Genomic DNA, 20,792 nt, shown 5'->3' with positions numbered 1-20,792 from the left:
CAGTTCATGACTTTCCAAGACCACGGTGCCCGCTTCATCACCGCAACGGGCCACAGCGGCCGTGACGGGGATCCTGCTGTTTACTTCCGCCGCACATTTCACGCCTCCAGGGAGCTGAGCCGCGCAACGCTGCGGGTCACGGCGATCGGCGTTGTCGAAGCACGCATTAATGGCACCGTGGTCGGGAATGAAATCCTAGCTCCCGGTTGGACTTCCTATCGCAACCGTCTAATCGTCAGCACCCACGACGTAACCGATCTGCTGGTTCCGGGAGAGAACACACTGGGCGCAATCGTTGGCGAGGGCTGGGCGCTCGGACGGCTGGGTTGGGAAGGCAAACGCAACCACTACTCCGACCAGGCCGGCCTCTACTTCGAACTCGCGCTCGAGACCACGGACGGCACGGAGTACATCGTCAGCGACACAACCTCCCGGGCGGACACCGGCGGACTCCGTGCGAACAGCATCTACGACGGCGAAGAATACGACGCCACCCTCGAACCCCTCGGCTGGGACTCGCCCGGGTTCAACGACGCTGCTTGGGGCAGCGTTGACGTCCTCGATTGGCCGCTTGAGTCGTTGGCCGAGCCCATCGCTGAACCGATCCGCCGTATCGAGGAGCTCTCCCCGGTAGCGGTGATCACAACCCCCACCGGCCGGACCGTCCTGGATTTCGGCCAGAACATCTCCGGTCGGGTCCGGTTCACGGTGGACGGGCCGGCGGGTGCCACAGTTGTCCTGCGGCACGCCGAAGTGATGACCGATGGGGAAATGGACTACGAAACGATCCGCGGCGCGAAGGCAACCGACCGCTACACCCTCGCCGGCAGGGGACCGGAAACCTGGGAGCCTCGATTCACCTTCCACGGGTTCCGCTACGTTGATGTCGAAGGCTGGCCAGGCGCCCTGGAAGGCGCCGACATCGTTGCCGTGGTAACCCACACGGACATGCAGCGCACCGGCTGGCTGGAAACCTCCAACCCGCTGCTGAACCAGCTTCACTCCAACGCCGTGTGGTCCATGCGTGACAACTTTGTGGGCGTGCCCACCGACTGCCCCCAGCGCGACGAAAGGTTGGGCTGGACCGGGGACCTGAACGCCTTCGGCCCCACCGCCGCCTTCCTCTACGACGTCCGCGGGGTCCTCGGGTCTTGGCTGACCGACCTCGCGATCGAACAAAAGCTCTCCGGCAACGTTCCCTGGGTCGTGCCCGACGTGCTGCCCAACGCTTCCCCTCCGACCGCACTGTGGAGCGACGTAGCCGTCAGCCTGCCTTGGACCCTGTACCGCGAGCACGGCGACGAGGACATCCTTCGCGCATCATACGAATCGATGACCTCTTTCATCCGGCAGGTCGCAGGTCTGCTAGATGAGAACGGGCTGTGGAACAAGGGTTTCCAGTACGGCGACTGGCTGGACCCGGACGCACCCATGGACAACCCAGCAGGAGGCAAAACGGACCGCCACCTCGTCGCCGCCGCCTACCTGTGCAAGACCACCCTGGAGATGGCGCACACCGCAAAAATCCTTGGTCACACGTCTGACGCCGAAGAATTCTCAGCCCTCGCGGAGAAGGTCCGGGCAGCTTTCCGGCACGAATACGTCGCACCCTCGGGCCGGGTCGTAAACGAAACGGCAACCGCGTACGCACTGGCCATCACCTTCGACATCCTCACACCCGAGGAAAAATCCCACGCGGGCAACCAACTCGCTGGGATTGTCGCCAAAGGAGGCTACCGCATCTCCACCGGGTTCGCCGGCACGCCCTTGGTCACCGATGCCCTGTCCAGCACAGGCCACCTCGATGAGGCCTATTTGCTGCTGATGGAAACCGGCTGCCCGTCCTTCCTCTACCCGGTTACCAAGGGCGCGACAACCATCTGGGAACGCTGGGATTCGATCCGCCCCGACGGAACGATTAATCCCTCCGGCATGACCTCACTGAACCACTACGCCCTGGGCGCAGTAGTTGACTGGATGCACCGGACCATCGGCGGCCTCACCCCGGAAGCGCCCGGCTACAGGAGCATGCGCATCGCCCCCCGGATCGGCGGGAACCTCACCCACGCCACCCTCAGGCACAACACCACCCACGGCGAGGTCTCCGTGGCGTGGAAACTCGAAGACACCCGGGTGATTCTGAACGTGAGCATCCCCACCGGAACTACCGCCACCGTGGAGCTTCCCCTGCACCCGGATAACGTCACTGTGCACATTGGTGCCGGTGACCACCATTGGGGCTACGAACGCATCATCGCCGACCAGCAGGACTACACGATGGACACACCCTTGGGTGTCCTCGCCGCTACACCGGCGGTCTGGCATCGTATCTCAGCCGTCTTCGCCGAACACCTTCCCGGTATCCCCATCGACGGGGCAGCGCCGGAGGCTGCGGCAATGTCACTGAACACTCTTGTTGAAGTCATTCCCGGCGCCTCCCAGGCCCTGATTGACGATCTCACGACGGCGGTCACCGCCACAGAAGGAGCAAACGCATGAACACCCCGAACCTCAGTGCCCTGACCCTCGAACAAAAAGCGTCCCTGCTCTCCGGGCGGGACTTCTGGAGCACCAAAGAAGTCGACGCGGCCGGCATTCGTTCCATTGTCCTCACCGACGGACCTCATGGAATCCGCCGCCAGGCAGGGGCGTCGGACCACCTCGGCATCCACGACAGCCTTCCCTCCACTTGCCTGCCACCCGCGGTCGCGGTTGGCTCGAGCTGGAATCCGGATATCGCAGCGCGGGCCGGTGCAGCCGTAGGGCGGGAAGGACGAGCCTTCGGCGTGGCCATCGCCTTGGGCCCCGGCGTGAACATCAAACGCTCCCCTCTGTGCGGAAGGAACTTCGAGTACTACTCCGAAGACCCGCTGCTCTCCGGAGTGCTGGGAGCCGCGCACGTCAGTGCAATGCAAGGCGAAGGTACCGGTGCGTCCGTTAAGCACTTCGCCGCGAACAACCAGGAAACTGAAAGGATGCGCGTCAGTGCAGAGGTAGACGAACGGACGCTGCGCGAAATCTACCTCCCCGCGTTTGAACGCGTAGTAAGAGAAGCAAACCCCGCCACCGTGATGTGCTCCTACAACAAAATCAACGGAGTGTACGCATCGGAGAACTCGTGGCTGCTCACGTCCTTACTCCGGGATGAGTGGGGTTTCGACGGCGCCGTCGTCTCCGACTGGGGTGCCGTCAGCAACCGTGTCGAGGGCGTCAAAGCCGGCATGGACCTGGAAATGCCAGGCAGCGGAGGAAAAACTGATCAGCAGATCGTGGACGCCGTCCGCTCCGGAGACCTCGATGAGGAATTGGTGGACGCCAGCGTTCGCCGCGTGGTCCGACTCACGGAATTCTCTCCAAAGGGCGGGACAACTTACGACGTTGAGCAGCACCATGCACTGGCACGCGAGCTGGCGGCCGAAGGCATCGTGCTCCTGCGCAACGAAAACGCGGCCCTGCCCCTGCCTGCCGGGCAACGGATTGCTGTCATCGGCGCGTTCGCTGACACACCGCGCTTCCAAGGCGGCGGCAGCTCCCACATCAATCCCACCCGCCTTGACAGTCCACTCACCGCCATTCGCGACCACGCTCAACTGGTCAATTCCCGGGTCACCTACGTTCCCGGATTCAGCGGGGACGGCTCCGGGGATGAAGCGGCCCTGCTCGATGACGCGGTTACTGTGGCGTCCTCGGCTGACGTCGCGATCGTTTTCGTTGGTCTTGGCGACCGCGAGGAGTCCGAAGGTTTCGACCGCGACACATTGGCGTTGCCGCCGGAACAGGTCTCTCTGCTGATGGCCATCGCCAAGGCAGCTCCCCGGACGGTGGTCGTTCTGTCCAACGGAGGGGTGGTTTCCCTCGAAGGATGGCACGACGACGTCGACGCGATTGTCGAAGGATGGCTGCTTGGGCAGGGCGGAGGCCAGGCCATCGCTGACGTCCTCTTCGGAGCCACGAACCCCTCGGGGCACCTGGCCGAAACCATACCGCTCCGGCTGGAAGACAATCCCAGCTACCTCAACTTCCCCGGAGAGCAGGGCCACGTCCGCTACGGGGAGGGTGTCTTCGTGGGGTACCGGTACTACGAAAGCGCGAACATCCCGGTCCGCTACCCTTTCGGTTACGGACTGAGCTACACCCGGTTCACCACCTCCGGTCTGTCCGCCGAAAGCAACGGCATCGACGGAGCCTCTGTCAGTGTCATTGTTAAGAACACGGGGGAGCGTGCCGGCAAGCATGTTGTCCAGGTGTACGTCTCGACTACAGCCGGGCCGGTCCGCCGCCCACTGCGTGAGCTGCGGGCCTTCGCGAAAGTCGAGTTGCAGCCAGGGGAGGAACGCGCCGTCGACTTCACCCTTGACCGACGGGCCTTCGCCTACTGGGATGTCGAAATCGGCCGCTGGGTGGTACCAGCCGGTAACTACAGCGTTCAGATCGGGACGGACTCCTCAACCGTCGTGGCCGAAAAGATCATTCGACTGCAGGGTGACTCGATTATGCGTCCGCTCACGATGCAGTCCACAGTCGGTGACTGGTTCGGACACCCCGTCATCGGACCGGTGCTAACGCAGGGAATGGCCACGGCCATGACATCGGAACAAGCAGCGCAGGCCGAGCAGAACCCCGACGGCCTCAAGATGGTCGAATCGATGCCCATGCAGCAATTTCTTGCCTTCACGGGAAGCGTCTTTCCCCTCGAAGTCCTCGAGTCCCTTATGGAGCAGACCCGGACACAGCCAGCCACGGAGGCGGTGCCGGCATGACGCGCGTCCGGGTGTTCTTGACCGGCGCCGCGGGCAACTGGGGAAGAAAAGTCCTCGACGAATTCCGCGGCCGTGCCGACCGCTTCGAGATCGTCGCGCTCGTCTTGCCAACCTCGAAGGACCTTGACGTCATCCGCCAATACGAGGACATGGAAAACCTGGAAGTCGTCTTCGGAGATCTCACCGACTACTCAGCAGTCGAACAGTGTGTCCGAGGTGCTGACTATGTGCTGCACATCGGTGCCGTCGTCTCACCTCTGGCGGACGAGCACCCTGAACACGCGACGCGCGTCAACGTGGGCAGCATTCGTAACATCATCACCGCAGTCAAGGCCCAACCCGATCCGGCTGCCATCAAAGTGGTCGGGGTAGGCTCGATTGCCGAAACCGGCGACAGGAACCCGCCCCACCACTGGGGCAGGGTCGGCGATCCGCTCCGGGTTTCTGTATTTGACGAATATGGTCAGTCCAAAATAATCGCCGAAAAAGAGCTTGTGGACTCAGGGCTTCCCGCCTGGGCTTGGCTGCGGCAAACTGGAATCTTCCACCCCGGTGTCCTGGACATCCGCGACCCCATCATGACCCACTCCACCTTCACCGGAGTCATGGAGTGGGTCTCCGTGGAGGACGCGGCCCGACTGATGGCAAACATCTGCGAAGACGACGTGCCTGAAGAGTTCTGGGGCGGGATCTACAACATCGGGGGAGGGGAGGGCTGGCGACTGGGGAACTGGGAACTCCAAACCCGGATTAGCGCCGCCCTCGGAGTTAAAGACGTGCGTCGCTGGTATGAACGCAACTGGTTCGCGACCCGAAACTTCCACGGACACTGGTACACGGATTCCGACAAGCTCGAACAACTCATCCCGTTCCGACGCGACACCGTCAACGCCGCCCTCGCCCGCGCCCTCGACCACAATCCCGGGCTGCGCCTGGCAGGAAAAATCCCTTCCTGGGTGATCAAGAACCTGATTATGAAACGGCTCACGGTCAAACACCGCGGAACCATGGCCTACCTCCGGGACAACAACGACAAGGCAATTACCGCCTACTTCGGCTCCCGTGCAGAATGGGAAGAAATAGGCGGATGGGACACGTTCTGGCCTCCACGTCCCAACCGGACACCAGCGTTCCTGGACCACGGCTATGACGAGACAAAACGTCCCGATGATTGGGACACTACCGACTACCGTGACGCTGCAGCCTTCCGGGGCGGAAGACTACTCACCACCAAAACCACTGCCGGGGACATCAGTACGCCTCTGCAATGGACCTGCGCCGAGGGCCACCTATTCGCCGGAAGTCCCCGCCTCATCCTCCACGGCGGCCACTGGTGCCCGGAATGCGTCCGCACCCCTTTGACATACAGAAACCAGGCAGAGCACAACCAATTCCTGGCCCAAATCGAACTCGCGGATCGGTCTGTCCCCGTCCCAAGCGTCTGAGCCAGAATCAGCAGCCTCCTCGTGATGCTTAAGCGTCCGAGCATATTGCTCAGAGGCGACCCACCTAAGCAGAGCAAGGGTGGCGCCTATCGGACGCCACCCTTTGGCTTGAGGTTTACTTTGACTCTTCTATGTCTGTCAAGGCATTTGTGTTGCTGCTGCATTGACTGTGCGGTGGACATGGCGGGCGAGGTACCGCTTGAGGAGGCGGCGGAGTCCTTATTGGTTCGCCCTTGGGCGCATCGTTTCTCGGCATACTCGTGGGCTTTGGTGTCATGGGTCATCGGCTATGGGTTCCCGTCCAGCCGCCACTTTGCGCTGATTTCCCCCATGGGGGAGGGCTGACACTTTGCCTTCTTACGGTCCTGCCGTGTTTCTGCGTTTACGTGCAGCCGTGAATCGCAAGCTAATCTGCCCATTCGGTGCGAGTGTGGCGAATGTGCTTCTTCATGAGTGTCTCAATGCCCTGGCGGTCTCGGGCCAAAGCAAGGTCCACGAGCGTCTCGTGTTCCCTGGTGGACTCATCCAAATTTCCGGATGCGGCCAGCGCCTCCAACCCGAACAGGCGGCTTCGGTATCGAAGGGACGCCACCTGTTCAACGAGTGTGGCGTTGCCATGAAGCGCCAGGAATTGGAGATGGAAGTCCGTGTCCAGCCGCATGTACTCCACGAGATCTCTTGCCTCTGCAGCCCGCATCAAGCTATGGGCGATCTCCCGCAGGCCCTCTACCTGAAGTGCCGTCTGACCCACACATTTCTCAGCGACCGCGCCCATGATGGGTACTTCAAGAAGGCTCCTGGTCTCTGCAATCTCATCCAGCTCGGTGTCGGTCAACACACGGATACGAAATCCCGTGTTTGGCACAACTTCGACGAGCCCCTCCTTGACTAAATCCAGCATCGCTTCACGTACGGGTGTAGCAGAGGTTCCGAAGCGGCTCCCCAGTTCAGGTGCCGAGTAGACGCCGCCAGGGCGCAATTCACCACTGATCAAAGAAGCTCGGAGCTGCTCGGCGATCCGCCGACGCATCGTCGCGGGACGGGTTCCGCTTTCCAAGCGTGCCAACACGAGAGTCTCCAATCGAAGTCGATGTCCTCTCAGGGTACTCGCAAACGACCCGTCGGGGATCCATTGACATTGCAATTGCAATGGTCCACGATTGTGGGACGCATCACGACAAGGCTCCTTGGTGGGCCTGCCCCCCCGAACGCGGGAAACACTTCGTTAGCATCGTTCTCTTCATCTCGAAAGAGAGGCTCTCCAATGCACAACACCACACCAGCGGCGACCAAAAGGTTCGTCGGGCAGTCGCCTGGATCTATCAAGGCCATCTTTGGCGGAGCTTTCGGCAACTTCGTCGAATGGTACGACTGGGGCATCTTTGCGGTACTGTCCTCGATCTTCTCCGTACAGATCTTCGCCGGCGGAACCCCGGCCGTGGCATTGCTTCAATCCCTCATTACGTTCGCGGTGGGTTTCGCTGCCCGGCCCCTGGGCGCAATCTTCCTGTCCCCGTTGGGCGACAAACTTGGCCGCAAGACCTTACTGAGCCTGACTATCATCATGATGGGTGCCGGCAGTCTGATCATCGGCATCACCCCGGCCTACTCCGTGATCGGTATTGTCGCACCAGCGATCTTCGTCCTGGCCCGGATCATGCAGGGAATCTCCGCGGGTGCAGAGTTCCAGACAGCGTCCAGCTTTATCGTCGAGCACGCCCCGACAAACCGCCGTGCACTTTTCGGCTCCCTGACATTGGTGTCCAGCATTTTGGGTACCCTGGTGGCCACTGCGACGGGCGCCATCCTGACAGCGACCCTATCCCCTGACGCTCTGGCGGTCTGGGGCTGGCGGATCGCTTTCATCTTCGGCGCAATCCTGAGCCTCGTCGGCCTTGTCTTGCGAGCACGAGCCAAGGAAAGCCCCGCTTTCGAAGCTATGGCAGAGGACAACGCCATTGAAAAGGCCCCCATTCGCACAGTCTTCGCTCGCCACAAGCTCGCCATGCTGCGGATGTTCGCGATCGCGATCTACACCTCGCCTTACTACCTGTTCACCGTTTATCTGCCGACCTACGCACACATCACCAGTGGCATTCCCCTCGATCAAGCCTTCCTCGGAGGCATCATCGCCCTGGTGATCATGATGATTGCCCTGCCGCTCGTTGGGGCTCTCTCGGACCGCATCGGCCGCAAGCCTCTGCTGCTGGCCACCCCAATCGGCATCGCTTTGCTGATTTATCCCTTCCTGAACTTCCTTGAATCCCCGGACTTCGGGACCTTCCTGCTCGTGGACATTGTGGGCTGCCTGGTCATTTCCTTCACCTCAGGTAGCATGTCCGCGGCCTACTGCGAGCTCTTCCCCGCCGACGTTCGCTCAACCGGCATCGGCATCCCTTACAACATCTCCTCGGCACTGCTCGGCGGCACCACACCCCTGATCGCTACAGCGCTGACGACGGCAGGAAACGGCATTGGACTTGTGTGGTTGTTCGTCCCTCTGGCCGTGTTCTCGATCATCGTGCTGGCCTTCATGCCGGAAGTGCGGGGCCGGGATCTGAACCAGCGCGGAACGATAGGGTCGGAGGCATGATGACAACAGGCTCAGTGATCATCACCAATGCAACCGTCCTGGACACCGCCACCGGAGTACGCACTCCAGACCGCACCATCCACATCGAAGAGGGCATCATCAAGGAGGTCGGCCCGACTCGTGAAGCCTTGCCCGGCGACACGCTCCGGCGTGTGGATGCACGCGGCAGAACAGTCATACCCGGACTTATCGACGGCCATGTCCACGTTCTGGGTTTGGAAACCGACCTAGGAGAAGCCGCCCGCGGCTCGTCCCTCTATCTGGCAGCTCGGTCTTCCAGGCTCCTGAAGGACATGCTGATGCGCGGCTTCACCACCGTCCGGGACGTCGGAGGCGCCGAATACGGCCTGGCGCGGGCAGTGGAAGAGGGATACTTCGCGGGACCAAAAATCGTTTACGGCGGCAAGGCCCTCTCGCAGACAGGCGGCCATGGTGACTTCCGAACTTTGGAGGACTCCTGCAACCACGGCCATGCCGAGATCGGCATCGGCAAGGTCTGTGACGGCGTCGACGAAGTACGGCGCGCCTGCCGGGACGAAATCAGACACGGCGCAAGCCACATCAAACTCATGCTTGGCGGCGGGATCGCCTCACCAACGGACCGCATCGACTCCGACCAATTCTCGCTGGACGAGATCAACGCAGCCGTGGAAGAAGCAACAGCCGCCAACATCTACATCACTGGCCACGCCTACGGCGCCCGCTCGATCAACCGGGCGCTCCAACATGGCGTGAAATGCATCGAACATGGCAACCTGCTCGATGACGAATCCGTCCAACTCTTCCTGGATAAAGATGCCTACCTCGTCCCCACCCTTGCAACCGGACGGCTCCTGGCCTCCGAGGAAGGAGCCCAATACGGCGTCGGACCGGAAACCCGCCAGAAAGCACAACGCGCCCTCCGCCGCGGCCTCGAAGGATTGGAAAAGGCCCACCGGGGCGGGGTAAATCTCGTGTTCGGATCCGATTTCATCGGCCCCATGCACCCCCACCAGCTGGAAGAATTCAGCGTCCGCGCCGAAGTACAGAAACCACTGGACGTCATCCGCTCCGCTACTACCACCGCCGCCCGGCTCCTCGGGCGCGAGGGCGAACTCGGTGTAATAGCAGAGGGCGCCAGAGGAGACTTACTCATACTCGAAGCGGATCCCGTTGAGAACATCTCAGTACTAACCAACCCTCAGAAGTACCTCACTGTCGTTGTGCAGGAAGGGACAATTGTCAAAGATGAGGTCCACCATTGACGCGACCACCCGTAGCAGAAGAACAATGCCAGTCATTCCTCGTCATACCGGCACCCCTAGACCAGCACGCAACAATCCTGGACTTCTACCGATCCCATCACGTCCTGGAATTATCGCAGCAGCTCGGAGCAACAGCTGGTGAGATTGTCCGCTCGGACGCAGCTGAAGAAGTGGTCGTGACCTCTCTGTGGGCCACCACCCAGGACTACGACAACTGGGTGACCTCCGACGAACGAAGCAGGATCCTGCGCAGCCTGGTCAAACAGGGATTCGCCAGCGAAGCCCGCGGATGGTCTGCACCCTCCAGACCAACATCCGACCCGAATGCCGCGCTACAGCAAGGGCTTCGTGACGCCTTTCCCGGACGGACCTACAAAACTCTCTTCAGCGTTGTTCCGGGCCCATAAGTCCAAGCCACGACATATTACTGCATCGCCCCCTTCCATCCCATCAGGAGCAGGAACTTTGAAAACCATCATTGAGAGCACCGATTACCACACAGCGGGTGAACCATTCAGGATCATCGATGCCCCTCCGGTTGCGCTGCCCGGAGCCACCGTCGCGGCCCGTCGTGCCCACGCAATGACAGACCCCGACGTTGAACAACTTCGTAAAGTGCTCTGCTACGAGCCTCGCGGACACGCGGACATGTACGGCGGCTTCATTACCCCGCCAGATGACGAGGGTGCGGATTTTGGTGTCCTGTTCTGGCACAAGGATGGTTTCTCTACTGCTTGTGGTCACGGCACCATCGCTCTGGGTGTCTGGGCGCTGCAGACGGGCAGGGTCCAAGCTGATCCTTCCGGAACCACGGACGTCAAGATCGACGTCCCTTCAGGGCGCGTCACTGCGCGGGTCCATGCTGAAGGCGACAAGATCACGTCCGTCGACTTCATCAATGTCCCCAGCTATGTCATCGCAAAGGACATATCTGTTGATACCTCCTACGGGACGGTTACGGTCGACATCACCTTCGGCGGCGCGGCATATGCTCAGCTCAACTGCGACAGCATCGGCCTGACCGTTGAGCCGAAGAACATTACGGAACTGATTTCCATCGGCCGGGCAATCAAGTGGAAGCTCAACGAATCCGAGCACTCCAAGCATCCGACGGACAGTCGGCTGGACGGTATCTACGGAACCATCATTTACGAAGAGCTGCCAGCCGACGAAGCGGGTACGGTCCGGCAACGCAATGTCACTGTCTTTGCTGACGGTGAAGTTGACCGCTCCCCTTGCGGTTCAGGAACAGCTTCCCGGGTTGCTACGCTGACCGCCCGCGGCATCCTTGGTGACGGGAAAACGCTGGTTCACGAATCCATTGTCGGCACCCTGTTCAGAGCACAGGTTCTCGAACAGGTGGAAATTCACCGAGGGCCCGGAGTTATTGTTCAGGTCTCCGGTATGGCGTACAGGACCGGGCAGCACAAGTTCGAGGTTGATCCGGACGACACTCTGGTTCCCGGGTTCGTGCTGCGATGACCCAGGTTCCCTATCTCGATGCAGACGAAGTCTTTTCGCTGCTGTCGCCGATCCAGGCCGTCAATGCCATCGAGGATGCGCTTCGCAGCGGCCTGGAGCCGTCGAACGATTCCCCGCGCAGCGTTGTGCCTTTGACGAACGGCCAGTTCCTCTTGATGCCAGCAGATTTGCCGGGAGCCGCAGGGGTAAAGGTCGCCACCGTTGCCCCTGAGAACGCAGCCCTCGCGCTGCCCCGCATCCAGGGAATCTACGTGTTGTTCGACGGGACGACCCTCGCGCCACGGGGGATCTTCGACGGTATAGCGCTCACCAACATCCGAACGGCCGCAGTGTCAGTAGCCGCAGTGCGGCCCTTCCTAGACCGAAAAGAGAGGCGGCTGAAGGTCGTTGTCTTCGGGTCGGGACCCCAGGCCCTGGCCCATGTCCGGACCCTTCAGTCCCTGGGAGAGTCCGTGGTTGACCAGGTGACCCACGTGGTTAGGACCCCGCGCGTCATCGATCCGTCCCCGGGGGCAGACCTCGACGTCTGTTTGTCCGGCACCCTGGAAGCCGACAACGCGCTTCGGGCTGCGGATGTTGTCGTGTGCGCAACTTCCGCGGCAACGCCTCTGTTCGATTCGTCTTTGCTGGGTCCTGAGGCCATCGTCATCGCGGTGGGTTCCCACGAGCCGGACGTCAGGGAAGTCGATGCAGACTTCCTTGCAAGTGCTACGGTCGTCGTCGAAGATCCGGAGACCGCCCGGCGTGAATGCGGTGACGTGGTGATGGCCATTGACGAGGGCAAGCTCGACCCGGCCAAACTTGTGCCCATGGCATCTGTGATCAGGGGAGATGTTCAACCGGCCGGCGGCCGGGTTCTGTTCAAGAGCTCAGGGATGTCCTGGGAAGACCTGGTCATAGCGTGCGCCGTCGCCGACAGATACGCAACTGCATCAAGGGAAATCGTGAACGTCTAAGCGTCAAATTCAGACGTCGCCCAACGCTCACTATGAGTTTCGTCCAGAAGAGCTTGGCTTTTAGCGGTTCAAGCAGCCCCAATCTCCAGGAATCTTTTGGGCCGAGTCAGCGCCGTCCTTTCTCCAGATGGTCTTCTGCCCTGCCAAACAGCTTTGTGACCCGGCCGGAGTACGGCATGACTTTGATTTCAGCACTCTGTGCAAGAGCACGCGGTGGACTTAAGTAGGCCAAGGAAGGCGGTTGCCCTGCTTGGCCATACGTAAACGTTTGACGGGTGGCTCTGGGTAAGGTCTTCCAGGTACGGCATGCGTGCTCTGTCACGGCCGAGAAAAAGAAGGCGCCAGGGGATGCGCCGGCGCTCGGCTTCCTCAATCATGGGAAGCAACGGCGTAATGCCGATTCCTCCCGCAACGAACAGGAGGAATTGTGCTGGCTTGAGCCGGAAGTGGTTCCGCGGTCCCCGAATATTCAGCTGATCACCCACCTTGACTTGGTCATGGACGATCTTCGAGCCTCCTCTGCCGCTTTCTTCCTTCCTTCAGGACAGCAACACGGAGTTCAGATGTTCCCGTTGGTCCGCACAATGAGTACTGCCTCAGGGAGCCGTCCGGTAGTTCCAGGTCGAGGTGCGCGCCGGGTTCCCAGCGCACCCGGCCCGGGCCCGCCGTTTCGAGCGTCAGTTCCACCACGTCTTTCGTCACTAAGCGGCGGGAGCGTACGGTCACCGGAGTCGCGGTGGAGGCAGCATGATCGACGACGGCGGGCTGCGCCCTTTCTGCAACAGGCGCAGGTGTCCATTCGAGCGGCAGGGCGACCATGCCCCGTCCTTCCGAAACCACTGTGTATTCGAGATCCTCGTAGGGTGTGCCGAGCCGGAGGTCCGGGAGGCGCTCGTGCAGGACAGCGAGTTCAATTCTTAGGAGGAGCCTTGCCAAGGGGGCGCCAAGGCATGCGTGGATGCCTTGGCCAAAGCCCAGGTGAGGTACAGCCCAGTTCCGGTCAAAGTCGATGTCGTCCGGGTGGGCAAACCGCGTTGCGTCACGAGATCCTGCAGCGTACGCGAGGAAAATCGTCTCCCCGGCCTTCAGCTTTGTTCCGGCCAGCGTGGTGTCCCGGGTCACCAGCCGTTTCATGAATTCAGGCGCAGCAGGATGCGCAACTGACTAGAGCGGTACTACCTCTGCTGACGCTCACCCTCCTTGCCGACGAGGAGTCCTACGGCTACCGGCTCGTCGAACGTCTCGCGGAGCTGGGCCTGAAAGTGACGACCGGGCTGATGTACCCGCTGCTGAGCAGACTCGAAAGGGACGGGCTGGTGAGCACCCGAATGGTTCCATCGACGAGCGGACCACCACGAAAATACTTTGCCGTGACCGAAGCAGGCCGCGCCACACGAGCATCCGTGAAGGCCCAGTGGCAGGTTGTTGCCACTGCCGTTCAAGCTGCCGTCGAGAAGGAGCACGCACCTCATGCCTGACAAGACCTTGGAATTCACTCCCGCCCGTCGTCGCTCCGTCAGTGAGCAGCTACGAGCCGACATGTACCTTTCTCGACTCGATTGGCATCTGGAAGCAGTCCTTCCGGGCAAAGCACGTCGAGCGACGCTCAAAGAGCTCCGACAGTCCCTCGCGAGTGATCCTCGGGACATGTCCACCAGCCTCCGTGACCTGGGCTCGCCGAGGGCACTTGCTCAGCAGTACGCCGACGACGCGCAACGCAGACCCCTATGGTCCATCGGCATCATCACCGCCGGCGCGGCACTCTTGATCTACTGGACAGTGTTCCTGTCCTACGTGCTCGGGATGCTCGCCGCCGTCCAGTCCCTCAGCTTGACCGAAGCGCACGCTACTTTTCTCACCATCGAGGTCACCGCATACTCCACGGCCGAAGCCACTGGTATCAGCTGGACCAGCGACTGGGCCTGGCTCACCGAACCCACCGTGATCGCTGCACTTGCCTTCCTGCTCGGAGCCAGGGCCTGGCGTCTAATCACCGCTGAAAGCAAGACGAAGCGAACAAGGACAAACACAGGACGCGACCGGTAAAGGATCGGCTTACGGCGGGGTTAAGAAACTACTCTGCCGGCGTAGGACCGAACGACTGGAATGCTCCTTGCATGTGGCACACGGTTCGGCGGCGCGCTTTAGAGGCTGAGATATTGAGTCGTGGTCGTGTTGTCGTTGTAGGTAACTTCGATGGGAACGGCTTGGTCGGAAGAGTTTGTCAGTTCTGAACCAGGAAACCAGAAGGCGAACTGACCTTTGGAGACCGTTGCCTTGATCTGTTCCCCGCTTACGCTGGTGTAGGCGATGGCGGCAACGTCGGTTCCTACCTGACCAGATGCCATTGAGAGTGGATTGTTTGAAATTACCCCTGTTCCGAGTTGGGTGGCCCTGACTCCTCGGGGCGGGAGCGGCTGACCGTTTCCGGAGTTTCCCACTGAACCGAAGGATCCTTTTTTGAACCATGGGGCGGTGCTATCCGTGGTGCATGTTGCTTCGAAGCCGTTGGCTCCGGCGATGACTACAGTGGTCCAGACGCCACGCTTTTCAGCGATGGCGACTTCTGCCGCTTCCAGATCCTTAGCGTACATACCGGTGTCAACGCCTTGACTTGACCGAATGCAGTCGGAGACCGCACTGTCGCGCTCGGTACCAATCAGCTCACCCGGGGCGGCGGTCCACGTTGCGAAGGCCGGGTCGCCTCCTGAAAGTGCTGGTACGACGAGGAACCCGGCTGTGGCCGCCAGAGCAACGGCTCCCAAGGCGAGGGTTCGCCAGCGGCGGCTCGGCCGTGGCGTGGTCTTTTTCTGTTCCGTGGGTGCCGGAGCAATTGGGTGGGAACTGAGAATCCGTTCCAGGTCTTTCTGTGACCGACTCAAATCTGGAGCTGCGCTTAGCCTGGCTGCGTCCATGGAACGAATAAGGGTGTCAATATCGTGGTTGGTTTTCATGATGTAGAGGCCCTCTCGGAAAGTGTTGCTGGTGCGGCAGACTCGCTCTGGGGGAAATGGTGGAGCAGTAATCGCAAGGCTCTTCTCGCCCGGGTTAGGCGGAGCCGAAAAGCCACGGGAGAAATTCCTACGACGCTTGCTGCTTGTGGTGCGGAGAGGTTTTCCAAGATCGCAAGTCCCAGAGTCTCTTGGTGGACCTCAGAGAGAAGCGCCCAGGCTTTGCCCAAATCAACGCGGCTGTTGACCAGGTCCGCGTGAGATGGGCGATGAGAAACCGTCGCCACCTCAGCTAAGCGGACACCCAAGGCCTGTCGTCGATGTTCTCCACGGCGCGCGTTCAGCATGAGATTTCGTGTGATGCCGAAGACCCAGGCTCGTGCGTCATCCTGGAGCGCCGGCGCTTCCGAAAATCGTCGCCAAACTATGAGGAACGTCTCGGCCACCACGTCCTCAGCGTCCGCCGCTTCAGTGCGACGCTGAACGAACTTCAGTAAGTCGGCGTACGCCGTTTCGTAAAGTGCCCGAAAAGCCTTTTCCCTGTCAGGGGCTCGCGATAGGTAGCTCATACCCTGTACTTGTCCGCCACACACCTAAGTGTGTTGCATCCATCCAAAAACTTTCACAGTCCGAGTCTTTTCTTCGCTGCAAACAAGAGAGCTCAGCGCCCCTCAGGCATCGTGGCTCCCTCGATGTCGGCAGTGCACGGTAAAGGATCCCTGAACGGGCGGTGTAGCGCGTCGGATCGACGTCTGGCCGCACATCACCTCCACTGTCGTGATTATCGTGCTCCTACGAGCGCTGTGGCCCGCCATGACGACTTGCCCATCACCGAAGAACTTCGCCCCATTCTCGGACCAGCGGACACCGTAGATGCTCCTATGTTTGTCTATTTGTTTGGGTGCGTGGTCGTAGATCGCATTAAGGGTTTCGGTCGATGTATCGGCACATCCTGCTCCGCTGCACTCCATCCGACCCCTCAATGGGTTCCGTCAAGCTGTGTGCAAGATTTCTGGTGCTGTCCTGCCAGGCTTGAGGTGTCGGGAGGTTACTGAGGATGAGCGTCGAGGCGGGCGTTGAATGTGGTGCTCGGTTGCCTGGCTTGGGGGACTGTTGAGCGAGGGTGCGCGAGCTCTAGCGAACGAGACACGGGTATTGCCGGGAGTGGAGCTAGAACGTGCGATGCACGCGCACTTCTTCGCGATCTCGACGTATCAACTGCAACATTCGTTTCGTGTTAGTTCTAATGCTCTCGTTGCCGTCCGGTGTCTCCGAGATGCTGACGGATGACGCACGACCGGTGGAGATGCGGCCGCGGTGAAGTCCGCGACTACCTTAACCTTGAAGCGATCAGGGAATCCAAGAGATTCACTGACGGGCAACTGCTCGACCTCGCCGCTGACCGCGACCCCGGTTTGTTGGTTTGAGCAGCGGTTGAAGGACGGCGCATGCTCCGCTTGGTGTCCCGGAATCAGACCGCGACTCCATTCCCACCGCAAATGCAGACACAAAAAAGGAAGGGATTATCCCTTCCATATTCAATGTATAACGCACGCGGGGGCTTGCGGCAAGGCCCCCGCTATCCCGAAAAATGGATCTCCGAACCCATCACCGAAAGCACAAAGGAGCCGTGGGATGCCCGAATCCAGCCGCACAAAAAGCAGTGTCTTCGCTTTGCCCGGCCACTTGGCCCGCAAGGCAGACCCCCTCCAGACAGGCCCCGACGAGGAACACTTCGAGGCCATCGGCGCAACGCTGCAGCAGACCATCTCGGAGCTGTCTGCCAGACTGGACGACACCCGCAAGCAGCCCGGCGACCGTGGGCAGGCAGCCCTGGACCGGGACCAAGAGATTCATCGACTCACAGAGCGGTTACGGGCCCTGCGCCGCTTCGGGCTGGACCTTTGCCTGGGCAGGATGGTCCCCGAAGACAGCCAGGAGCCGGTATATATCGGGCGGCTGGGTCTGAATGACAGCACCGGCCGGAGGCTCCTGCTCGATTGGCGTTCTCCCGCGGCCGAACCGTTCTTCGGGGCCACGCACGCCAACCCCATGGGCCTGGCCAGCCGCCGCAGGTACCGCTGGGCCAGGGGGCGGGTCACCGATTACTGGGACGAGGTGTTCACCCCCGATGGCTTCAGCTCCAACGCCGCGTTGGACGACCAATCCGCCTTCATTGCCAGCCTGGGGAGCAGCCGTTCCGCCAGGATGCGGGACGTGCTGGGAACCATCCAGTCCGACCAGGACAAAATCATTCGCGCGGGCTCACGGGGTGCTCTGGTCGTGGACGGTGGTCCGGGCACCGGAAAGACTGTGGTGGCCCTGCACCGTACGGCGTACCTGCTGTACTCCGATCCCCGGCTTAGCCATCGCAGCGTCCACCGGCGGAGTGACGTGCTTTTCGTGGGCCCACACCGGCAATACCTTAACTACGTGGCCGACGTGCTGCCCAGCTTGGGTGAAGAGGGGGTGCAGACCTGCCTAGTGCGGGACCTCGTCCCGGAAGGCGCGGCTGCCGTCATCGAAACCGACCCGGAAGTTGCCCGCCTCAAATCCACCGTGGCCATGGTCAAAGCCATAGAGCCTGCGGTGCGGTTCCACGAGGAACCGCCCTCCGAGGGCATGGAAGTGGAAACGCCCTACGCCGACATCTGGTTGGCAGCGGAGGATTGGGCAGAAGCGTTCGACGCCGCAGAGCCCGGAACACCACACAACGAGGCACGCGACGACATATGGGAGGCGTTGCTTTCCATCCTCGCGGACAAGGTCGACGAATACGACATTCCCGAGGACTTGCTGCGACGGGCATTGACCAGCAATGCCGAGCTCCAGGAAGCCTTCAACCGGGCCTGGCCTTTGCTTGACTATTCGGCCTTGGTGGCCGATCTCTGGCGGGTACCGGCTTACCTTCGCTTGTGTGCGCCCCATTTAGATGCCCGGGAGACGGCGGCACTCCACCGCAACAACCCTGAAGGATGGACCACGGCGGACCTTCCCCTTTTGGACGCTGCCCGGCAACGGCTTGGTGACCCCGAAGCGTCGCGGCGCCGGCGGAGGCAGGAGGCAACCTTGGCCGCTGAACGCGAGCTCATGGACTCCGTGGTGGATGACCTGATAGCTGCTGACGACTCCGAAAACCTTGAGATGTACATGTTGCGGGGCGATGACATGCGGGAAAAACTGAACGACGCCGGCGCGTTGCCGTCCGCGGACCCGGACGTCCTTGCCGGACCGTTTGCACATATTGTGGTGGATGAGGCGCAGGAGCTTACTGATGCGCAATGGCAGATGCTACTGGCCCGCTGTCCATCCCGGAGCTTCACGGTGGTGGGGGACAGGGCCCAGGCGAGGCACGGCTTCAGGGAATCCTGGAAGGAGCGCCTTGGCCGGGTGGGCCTGCGGGAGGTGAACCTTGCGGGCCTCAGCATTAACTACCGCACGCCTGAAGAAGTAATGGCCGAAGCTGAAACCGTGATCCGGGCGGCCCTTCCTGACGCCAACGTTCCCACCTCTGTCCGCAAGGGCGGCCGTCCGGTAATCCACGCCGGCGCAGCCGAAATGGACACATTGTTAAACTCCTGGTGCCAGGCAAACGCCGAGGGGACGGCCTGCGTGATCAGCCAGCCGGCACTTCCCACGTCCCCGACTCCGGAAGCAGGCGCGGTCTCCCGGCTTACCCCTGAATTGTCCAAGGGGCTGGAATTCGACTTCGTCGTCCTGGTTGACCCGGAGAACTTCGGGGAGGGAATCGAAGGTGCTGTGGACCGCTACGTGGCGATGACCCGCGCCACGCAGCAATTGGCGGTCCTGACCACAGGGGCGTGAGCCTTCAGGAGTGTTCAGGAAGCCTAAAGACACACGGTAAACCATTGGTCCATGGGCACTCCTGCCCATTTCGGCCCCTCGGCCGCCCTGATAGTTCCGCCATATCCGTTCAGGCCTATTTATAGTCAGATCACCGCATACGCCCAGCCCGGGGACGAACTCGAGGGTATGGCAGTCGGAGCCAAAGCGTACCTGCCCAAACCCTTCCGACCGGCCCAGCTCAGTACCATCATCCAGAAGCTTTGCCCGCAGCCAAGACCAGCATTAGGCTCCGCAACGCTCTGACCGTTCGCTAACTGCCGGACGTTATCCCAGCTTGATGTGCCAGCCTAGGCCCCGTGTACGAGGACGATGGTTGGTTTGGCTTCGTTTGGGTGTAGCGGCAGGAGCTGAGTCAGCCAGTGCACGGCGAGCAGCGCGGAGGGGCGATTGCTGCGGGCCTGACGCTGACGCAGAAGGGCTCCGGCAACCGCCGGTGGGCTGGCTGGTCAGCCTAGTCTTGCCCAGCCAGCCCCCGGCGGCCCGGTAGATCAGCCGTGCAGGACGTAAATCAGCTGTGCAGCGCGGTTTTTAGAACGCTTACAGCTTGCCCCACAGCCGCCACAGCCGCATGTGTGTCGTGCATCGAATTGACCATGACGAAGTCGTGGATAATCCCGCCATAGCGGACCTGCGTCACTGGGACTGAAGCGTCCCGCAACTTGGCAGCGAAAGCCTCCCCTTCATCACGCAACACGTCTGCACCCGCGGTGATGACCAAGGCGGGTGGAAGCCCGGTGAGTTGTTCAATACTTGCGCGAAGGGGGGAAACCGTGATCTCCGCTCGCTCAGCCCCACTGGTGGTGTACTGGTCCCAGAACCATTTCATGCCCTCGCGCGAAAGGAAGTAGCCCTCGGCAAACTGGTCGTAGGACGGTGTATCAAAGTTTGCGTCAGTCACCGGGTAGAACAGCACCTGCTGCAGGAAGGACACATCGCCCCGCTCTTTGGCCATCAGAGTCAGCGCGATGGCCATGTTGCCACCAACGGAGTCACCTGCCACCGCCATCTTTGATCCGTCCAGCCCCTTTTCGGGCCCGTGAGCGGCCACCCACTGGGCCACTGCATAACTTTGCTCGTTGGCAACCGGGTATTTGACGTCAGGTGATCGGTCGTACTCCGGGAACACCACTGCGGCGTCGGCTCCGACCGCGAGATCACGGACCAGGCGGTCGTGCGTATGCGCGTTCCCGAAGACCCATCCTGCACCGTGCGTGTACAGGATGACCGGAAGTGCTCCGGTGCTACCTTTCGGCCTAACGATCCGGGTGCTGACAGAACCCGTCGGTCCGCCCGGCACGGTGACCCATTCCTCATCGATCTCGGGCTTCCAGATGCCGGCATCCTGGACACCGTCTACGGCTTTACGGCCTTCTTCCGGTGTGAGCTGGTACAGGAACGGCGGCTTGCTGGTGGCATCCACGAATTCCTGGGCCTGCGGTTCAAGGGAGATGTTGTGCGGGTTCCCGCTCATTTAATTGTCTTTCTCTGGGTTCT

General features: G+C 61.2%; 17 protein-coding genes. 12 read left to right on the top strand and 5 right to left on the bottom strand.

Annotated features, from left to right (window positions below):
- Positions 1-6: 6 nt before the first annotated feature.
- From ACZ881_RS11910 to ACZ881_RS11900, 3 genes are read left to right on the top strand one after another with little or no spacing between them, the layout of a single operon-like run.
- Positions 7-2,499 (top strand): alpha-L-rhamnosidase, encoded by a 2,493-nt coding sequence (locus ACZ881_RS11910; protein WP_476115595.1) that lies wholly within the window; start codon positions 7-9, stop codon positions 2,497-2,499.
- Complete coding sequence (locus tag ACZ881_RS11905; protein WP_476115592.1) at positions 2,496-4,760, top strand: glycoside hydrolase family 3 C-terminal domain-containing protein; 2,265 nt, start codon at positions 2,496-2,498, stop codon at positions 4,758-4,760. The genes ACZ881_RS11910 and ACZ881_RS11905 overlap by 4 nt, the downstream gene beginning before the upstream one ends.
- Positions 4,757-6,205: an NAD-dependent epimerase/dehydratase family protein gene (locus tag ACZ881_RS11900; RefSeq protein ID WP_476115589.1), complete on the top strand. Its 1,449-nt coding sequence runs from the start codon at positions 4,757-4,759 to the stop codon at positions 6,203-6,205. Before ACZ881_RS11905 ends, ACZ881_RS11900 begins: the two co-directional genes overlap by 4 nt.
- A 406-nt stretch (positions 6,206-6,611) precedes the next feature.
- Here the strand turns inward: ACZ881_RS11900 and ACZ881_RS11895 are convergent, their stop codons facing one another.
- Entirely contained in the window at positions 6,612-7,274 is a 663-nt protein-coding gene (locus ACZ881_RS11895) for a GntR family transcriptional regulator (RefSeq protein ID WP_476115587.1), read from the bottom strand.
- Between the two features lie 195 nt (positions 7,275-7,469).
- Between ACZ881_RS11895 and ACZ881_RS11890 the strand changes: the two genes are divergently transcribed.
- Genes ACZ881_RS11890 through ACZ881_RS11870 form a run of 5 tightly spaced genes read left to right on the top strand, consistent with a single transcriptional unit; the run spans position 7,470 to position 12,480 of the window.
- Positions 7,470-8,798 (top strand): MFS transporter, encoded by a 1,329-nt coding sequence (locus ACZ881_RS11890; protein WP_476115584.1) that lies wholly within the window; start codon positions 7,470-7,472, stop codon positions 8,796-8,798.
- On the top strand, positions 8,795-10,042 hold the full coding sequence (locus tag ACZ881_RS11885) for a metal-dependent hydrolase family protein (protein WP_476115581.1): 1,248 nt from the start codon (positions 8,795-8,797) through the stop codon (positions 10,040-10,042). The genes ACZ881_RS11890 and ACZ881_RS11885 overlap by 4 nt, the downstream gene beginning before the upstream one ends.
- Positions 10,039-10,449: a hypothetical protein gene (locus tag ACZ881_RS11880; RefSeq protein WP_476115578.1), complete on the top strand. Its 411-nt coding sequence runs from the start codon at positions 10,039-10,041 to the stop codon at positions 10,447-10,449. The genes ACZ881_RS11885 and ACZ881_RS11880 overlap by 4 nt, the downstream gene beginning before the upstream one ends.
- Before the next feature lie 58 nt (positions 10,450-10,507).
- Positions 10,508-11,524 (top strand): proline racemase family protein, encoded by a 1,017-nt coding sequence (locus ACZ881_RS11875; protein WP_476115575.1) that lies wholly within the window; start codon positions 10,508-10,510, stop codon positions 11,522-11,524.
- Positions 11,521-12,480, top strand: coding sequence for an ornithine cyclodeaminase family protein (locus ACZ881_RS11870; RefSeq protein ID WP_476115572.1), 960 nt, complete (start codon positions 11,521-11,523; stop codon positions 12,478-12,480). Before ACZ881_RS11875 ends, ACZ881_RS11870 begins: the two co-directional genes overlap by 4 nt.
- A gap of 495 nt (positions 12,481-12,975) precedes the next feature.
- On the opposite strand, the gene ACZ881_RS11865 is transcribed toward ACZ881_RS11870, so the two are convergent.
- On the bottom strand, positions 12,976-13,614 hold the full coding sequence (locus ACZ881_RS11865; RefSeq protein WP_476115569.1) for a cytochrome P450: 639 nt from the start codon (positions 13,612-13,614) through the stop codon (positions 12,976-12,978).
- A gap of 2 nt (positions 13,615-13,616) precedes the next feature.
- Between ACZ881_RS11865 and ACZ881_RS11860 the strand changes: the two genes are divergently transcribed.
- The gene (locus ACZ881_RS11860) at positions 13,617-13,958 is read left to right on the top strand and encodes a PadR family transcriptional regulator (RefSeq protein WP_476115985.1); all 342 of its coding nucleotides are present in this window, start codon (positions 13,617-13,619) and stop codon (positions 13,956-13,958) included.
- Positions 13,951-14,526 carry a hypothetical protein gene (locus tag ACZ881_RS11855; protein ID WP_476115565.1) on the top strand — a complete coding sequence of 192 codons (576 nt, stop codon included), beginning with the start codon at positions 13,951-13,953 and terminating at the stop codon, positions 14,524-14,526. The genes ACZ881_RS11860 and ACZ881_RS11855 overlap by 8 nt, the downstream gene beginning before the upstream one ends.
- 98 nt (positions 14,527-14,624) lie before the next feature.
- Here the strand turns inward: ACZ881_RS11855 and ACZ881_RS11850 are convergent, their stop codons facing one another.
- Both ACZ881_RS11850 and ACZ881_RS11845 read right to left on the bottom strand, forming a co-directional pair.
- Positions 14,625-15,434: a hypothetical protein gene (locus ACZ881_RS11850; protein ID WP_476115563.1), complete on the bottom strand. Its 810-nt coding sequence runs from the start codon at positions 15,432-15,434 to the stop codon at positions 14,625-14,627.
- A complete protein-coding gene (locus tag ACZ881_RS11845) occupies positions 15,431-16,000 on the bottom strand; it encodes an RNA polymerase sigma factor (protein ID WP_476115561.1) in 570 nt (189 codons plus the stop codon). Before ACZ881_RS11845 ends, ACZ881_RS11850 begins: the two co-directional genes overlap by 4 nt.
- 717 nt (positions 16,001-16,717) lie before the next feature.
- Here ACZ881_RS11845 and ACZ881_RS11840 point away from each other — a divergent pair.
- Positions 16,718-16,858: a hypothetical protein gene (locus tag ACZ881_RS11840; RefSeq protein WP_476115558.1), complete on the top strand. Its 141-nt coding sequence runs from the start codon at positions 16,718-16,720 to the stop codon at positions 16,856-16,858.
- Between the two features lie 208 nt (positions 16,859-17,066).
- Positions 17,067-19,256 (top strand): RNA polymerase recycling motor ATPase HelR, encoded by a 2,190-nt coding sequence (gene helR, locus ACZ881_RS11835; protein WP_476115556.1) that lies wholly within the window; start codon positions 17,067-17,069, stop codon positions 19,254-19,256.
- 550 nt (positions 19,257-19,806) lie between these two features.
- On the opposite strand, the gene ACZ881_RS11830 is transcribed toward helR, so the two are convergent.
- Positions 19,807-20,769, bottom strand: a complete 963-nt coding sequence (locus ACZ881_RS11830) for an alpha/beta hydrolase (RefSeq protein ID WP_476115553.1) — start codon at positions 20,767-20,769, stop codon at positions 19,807-19,809.
- Between the last annotated feature and the right edge of the window lie 23 nt (positions 20,770-20,792).

The organism is Paenarthrobacter sp. TE3676 (assembly GCF_056279165.1).
This window is presented reverse-complemented; position numbering and strand designations above follow the sequence as displayed.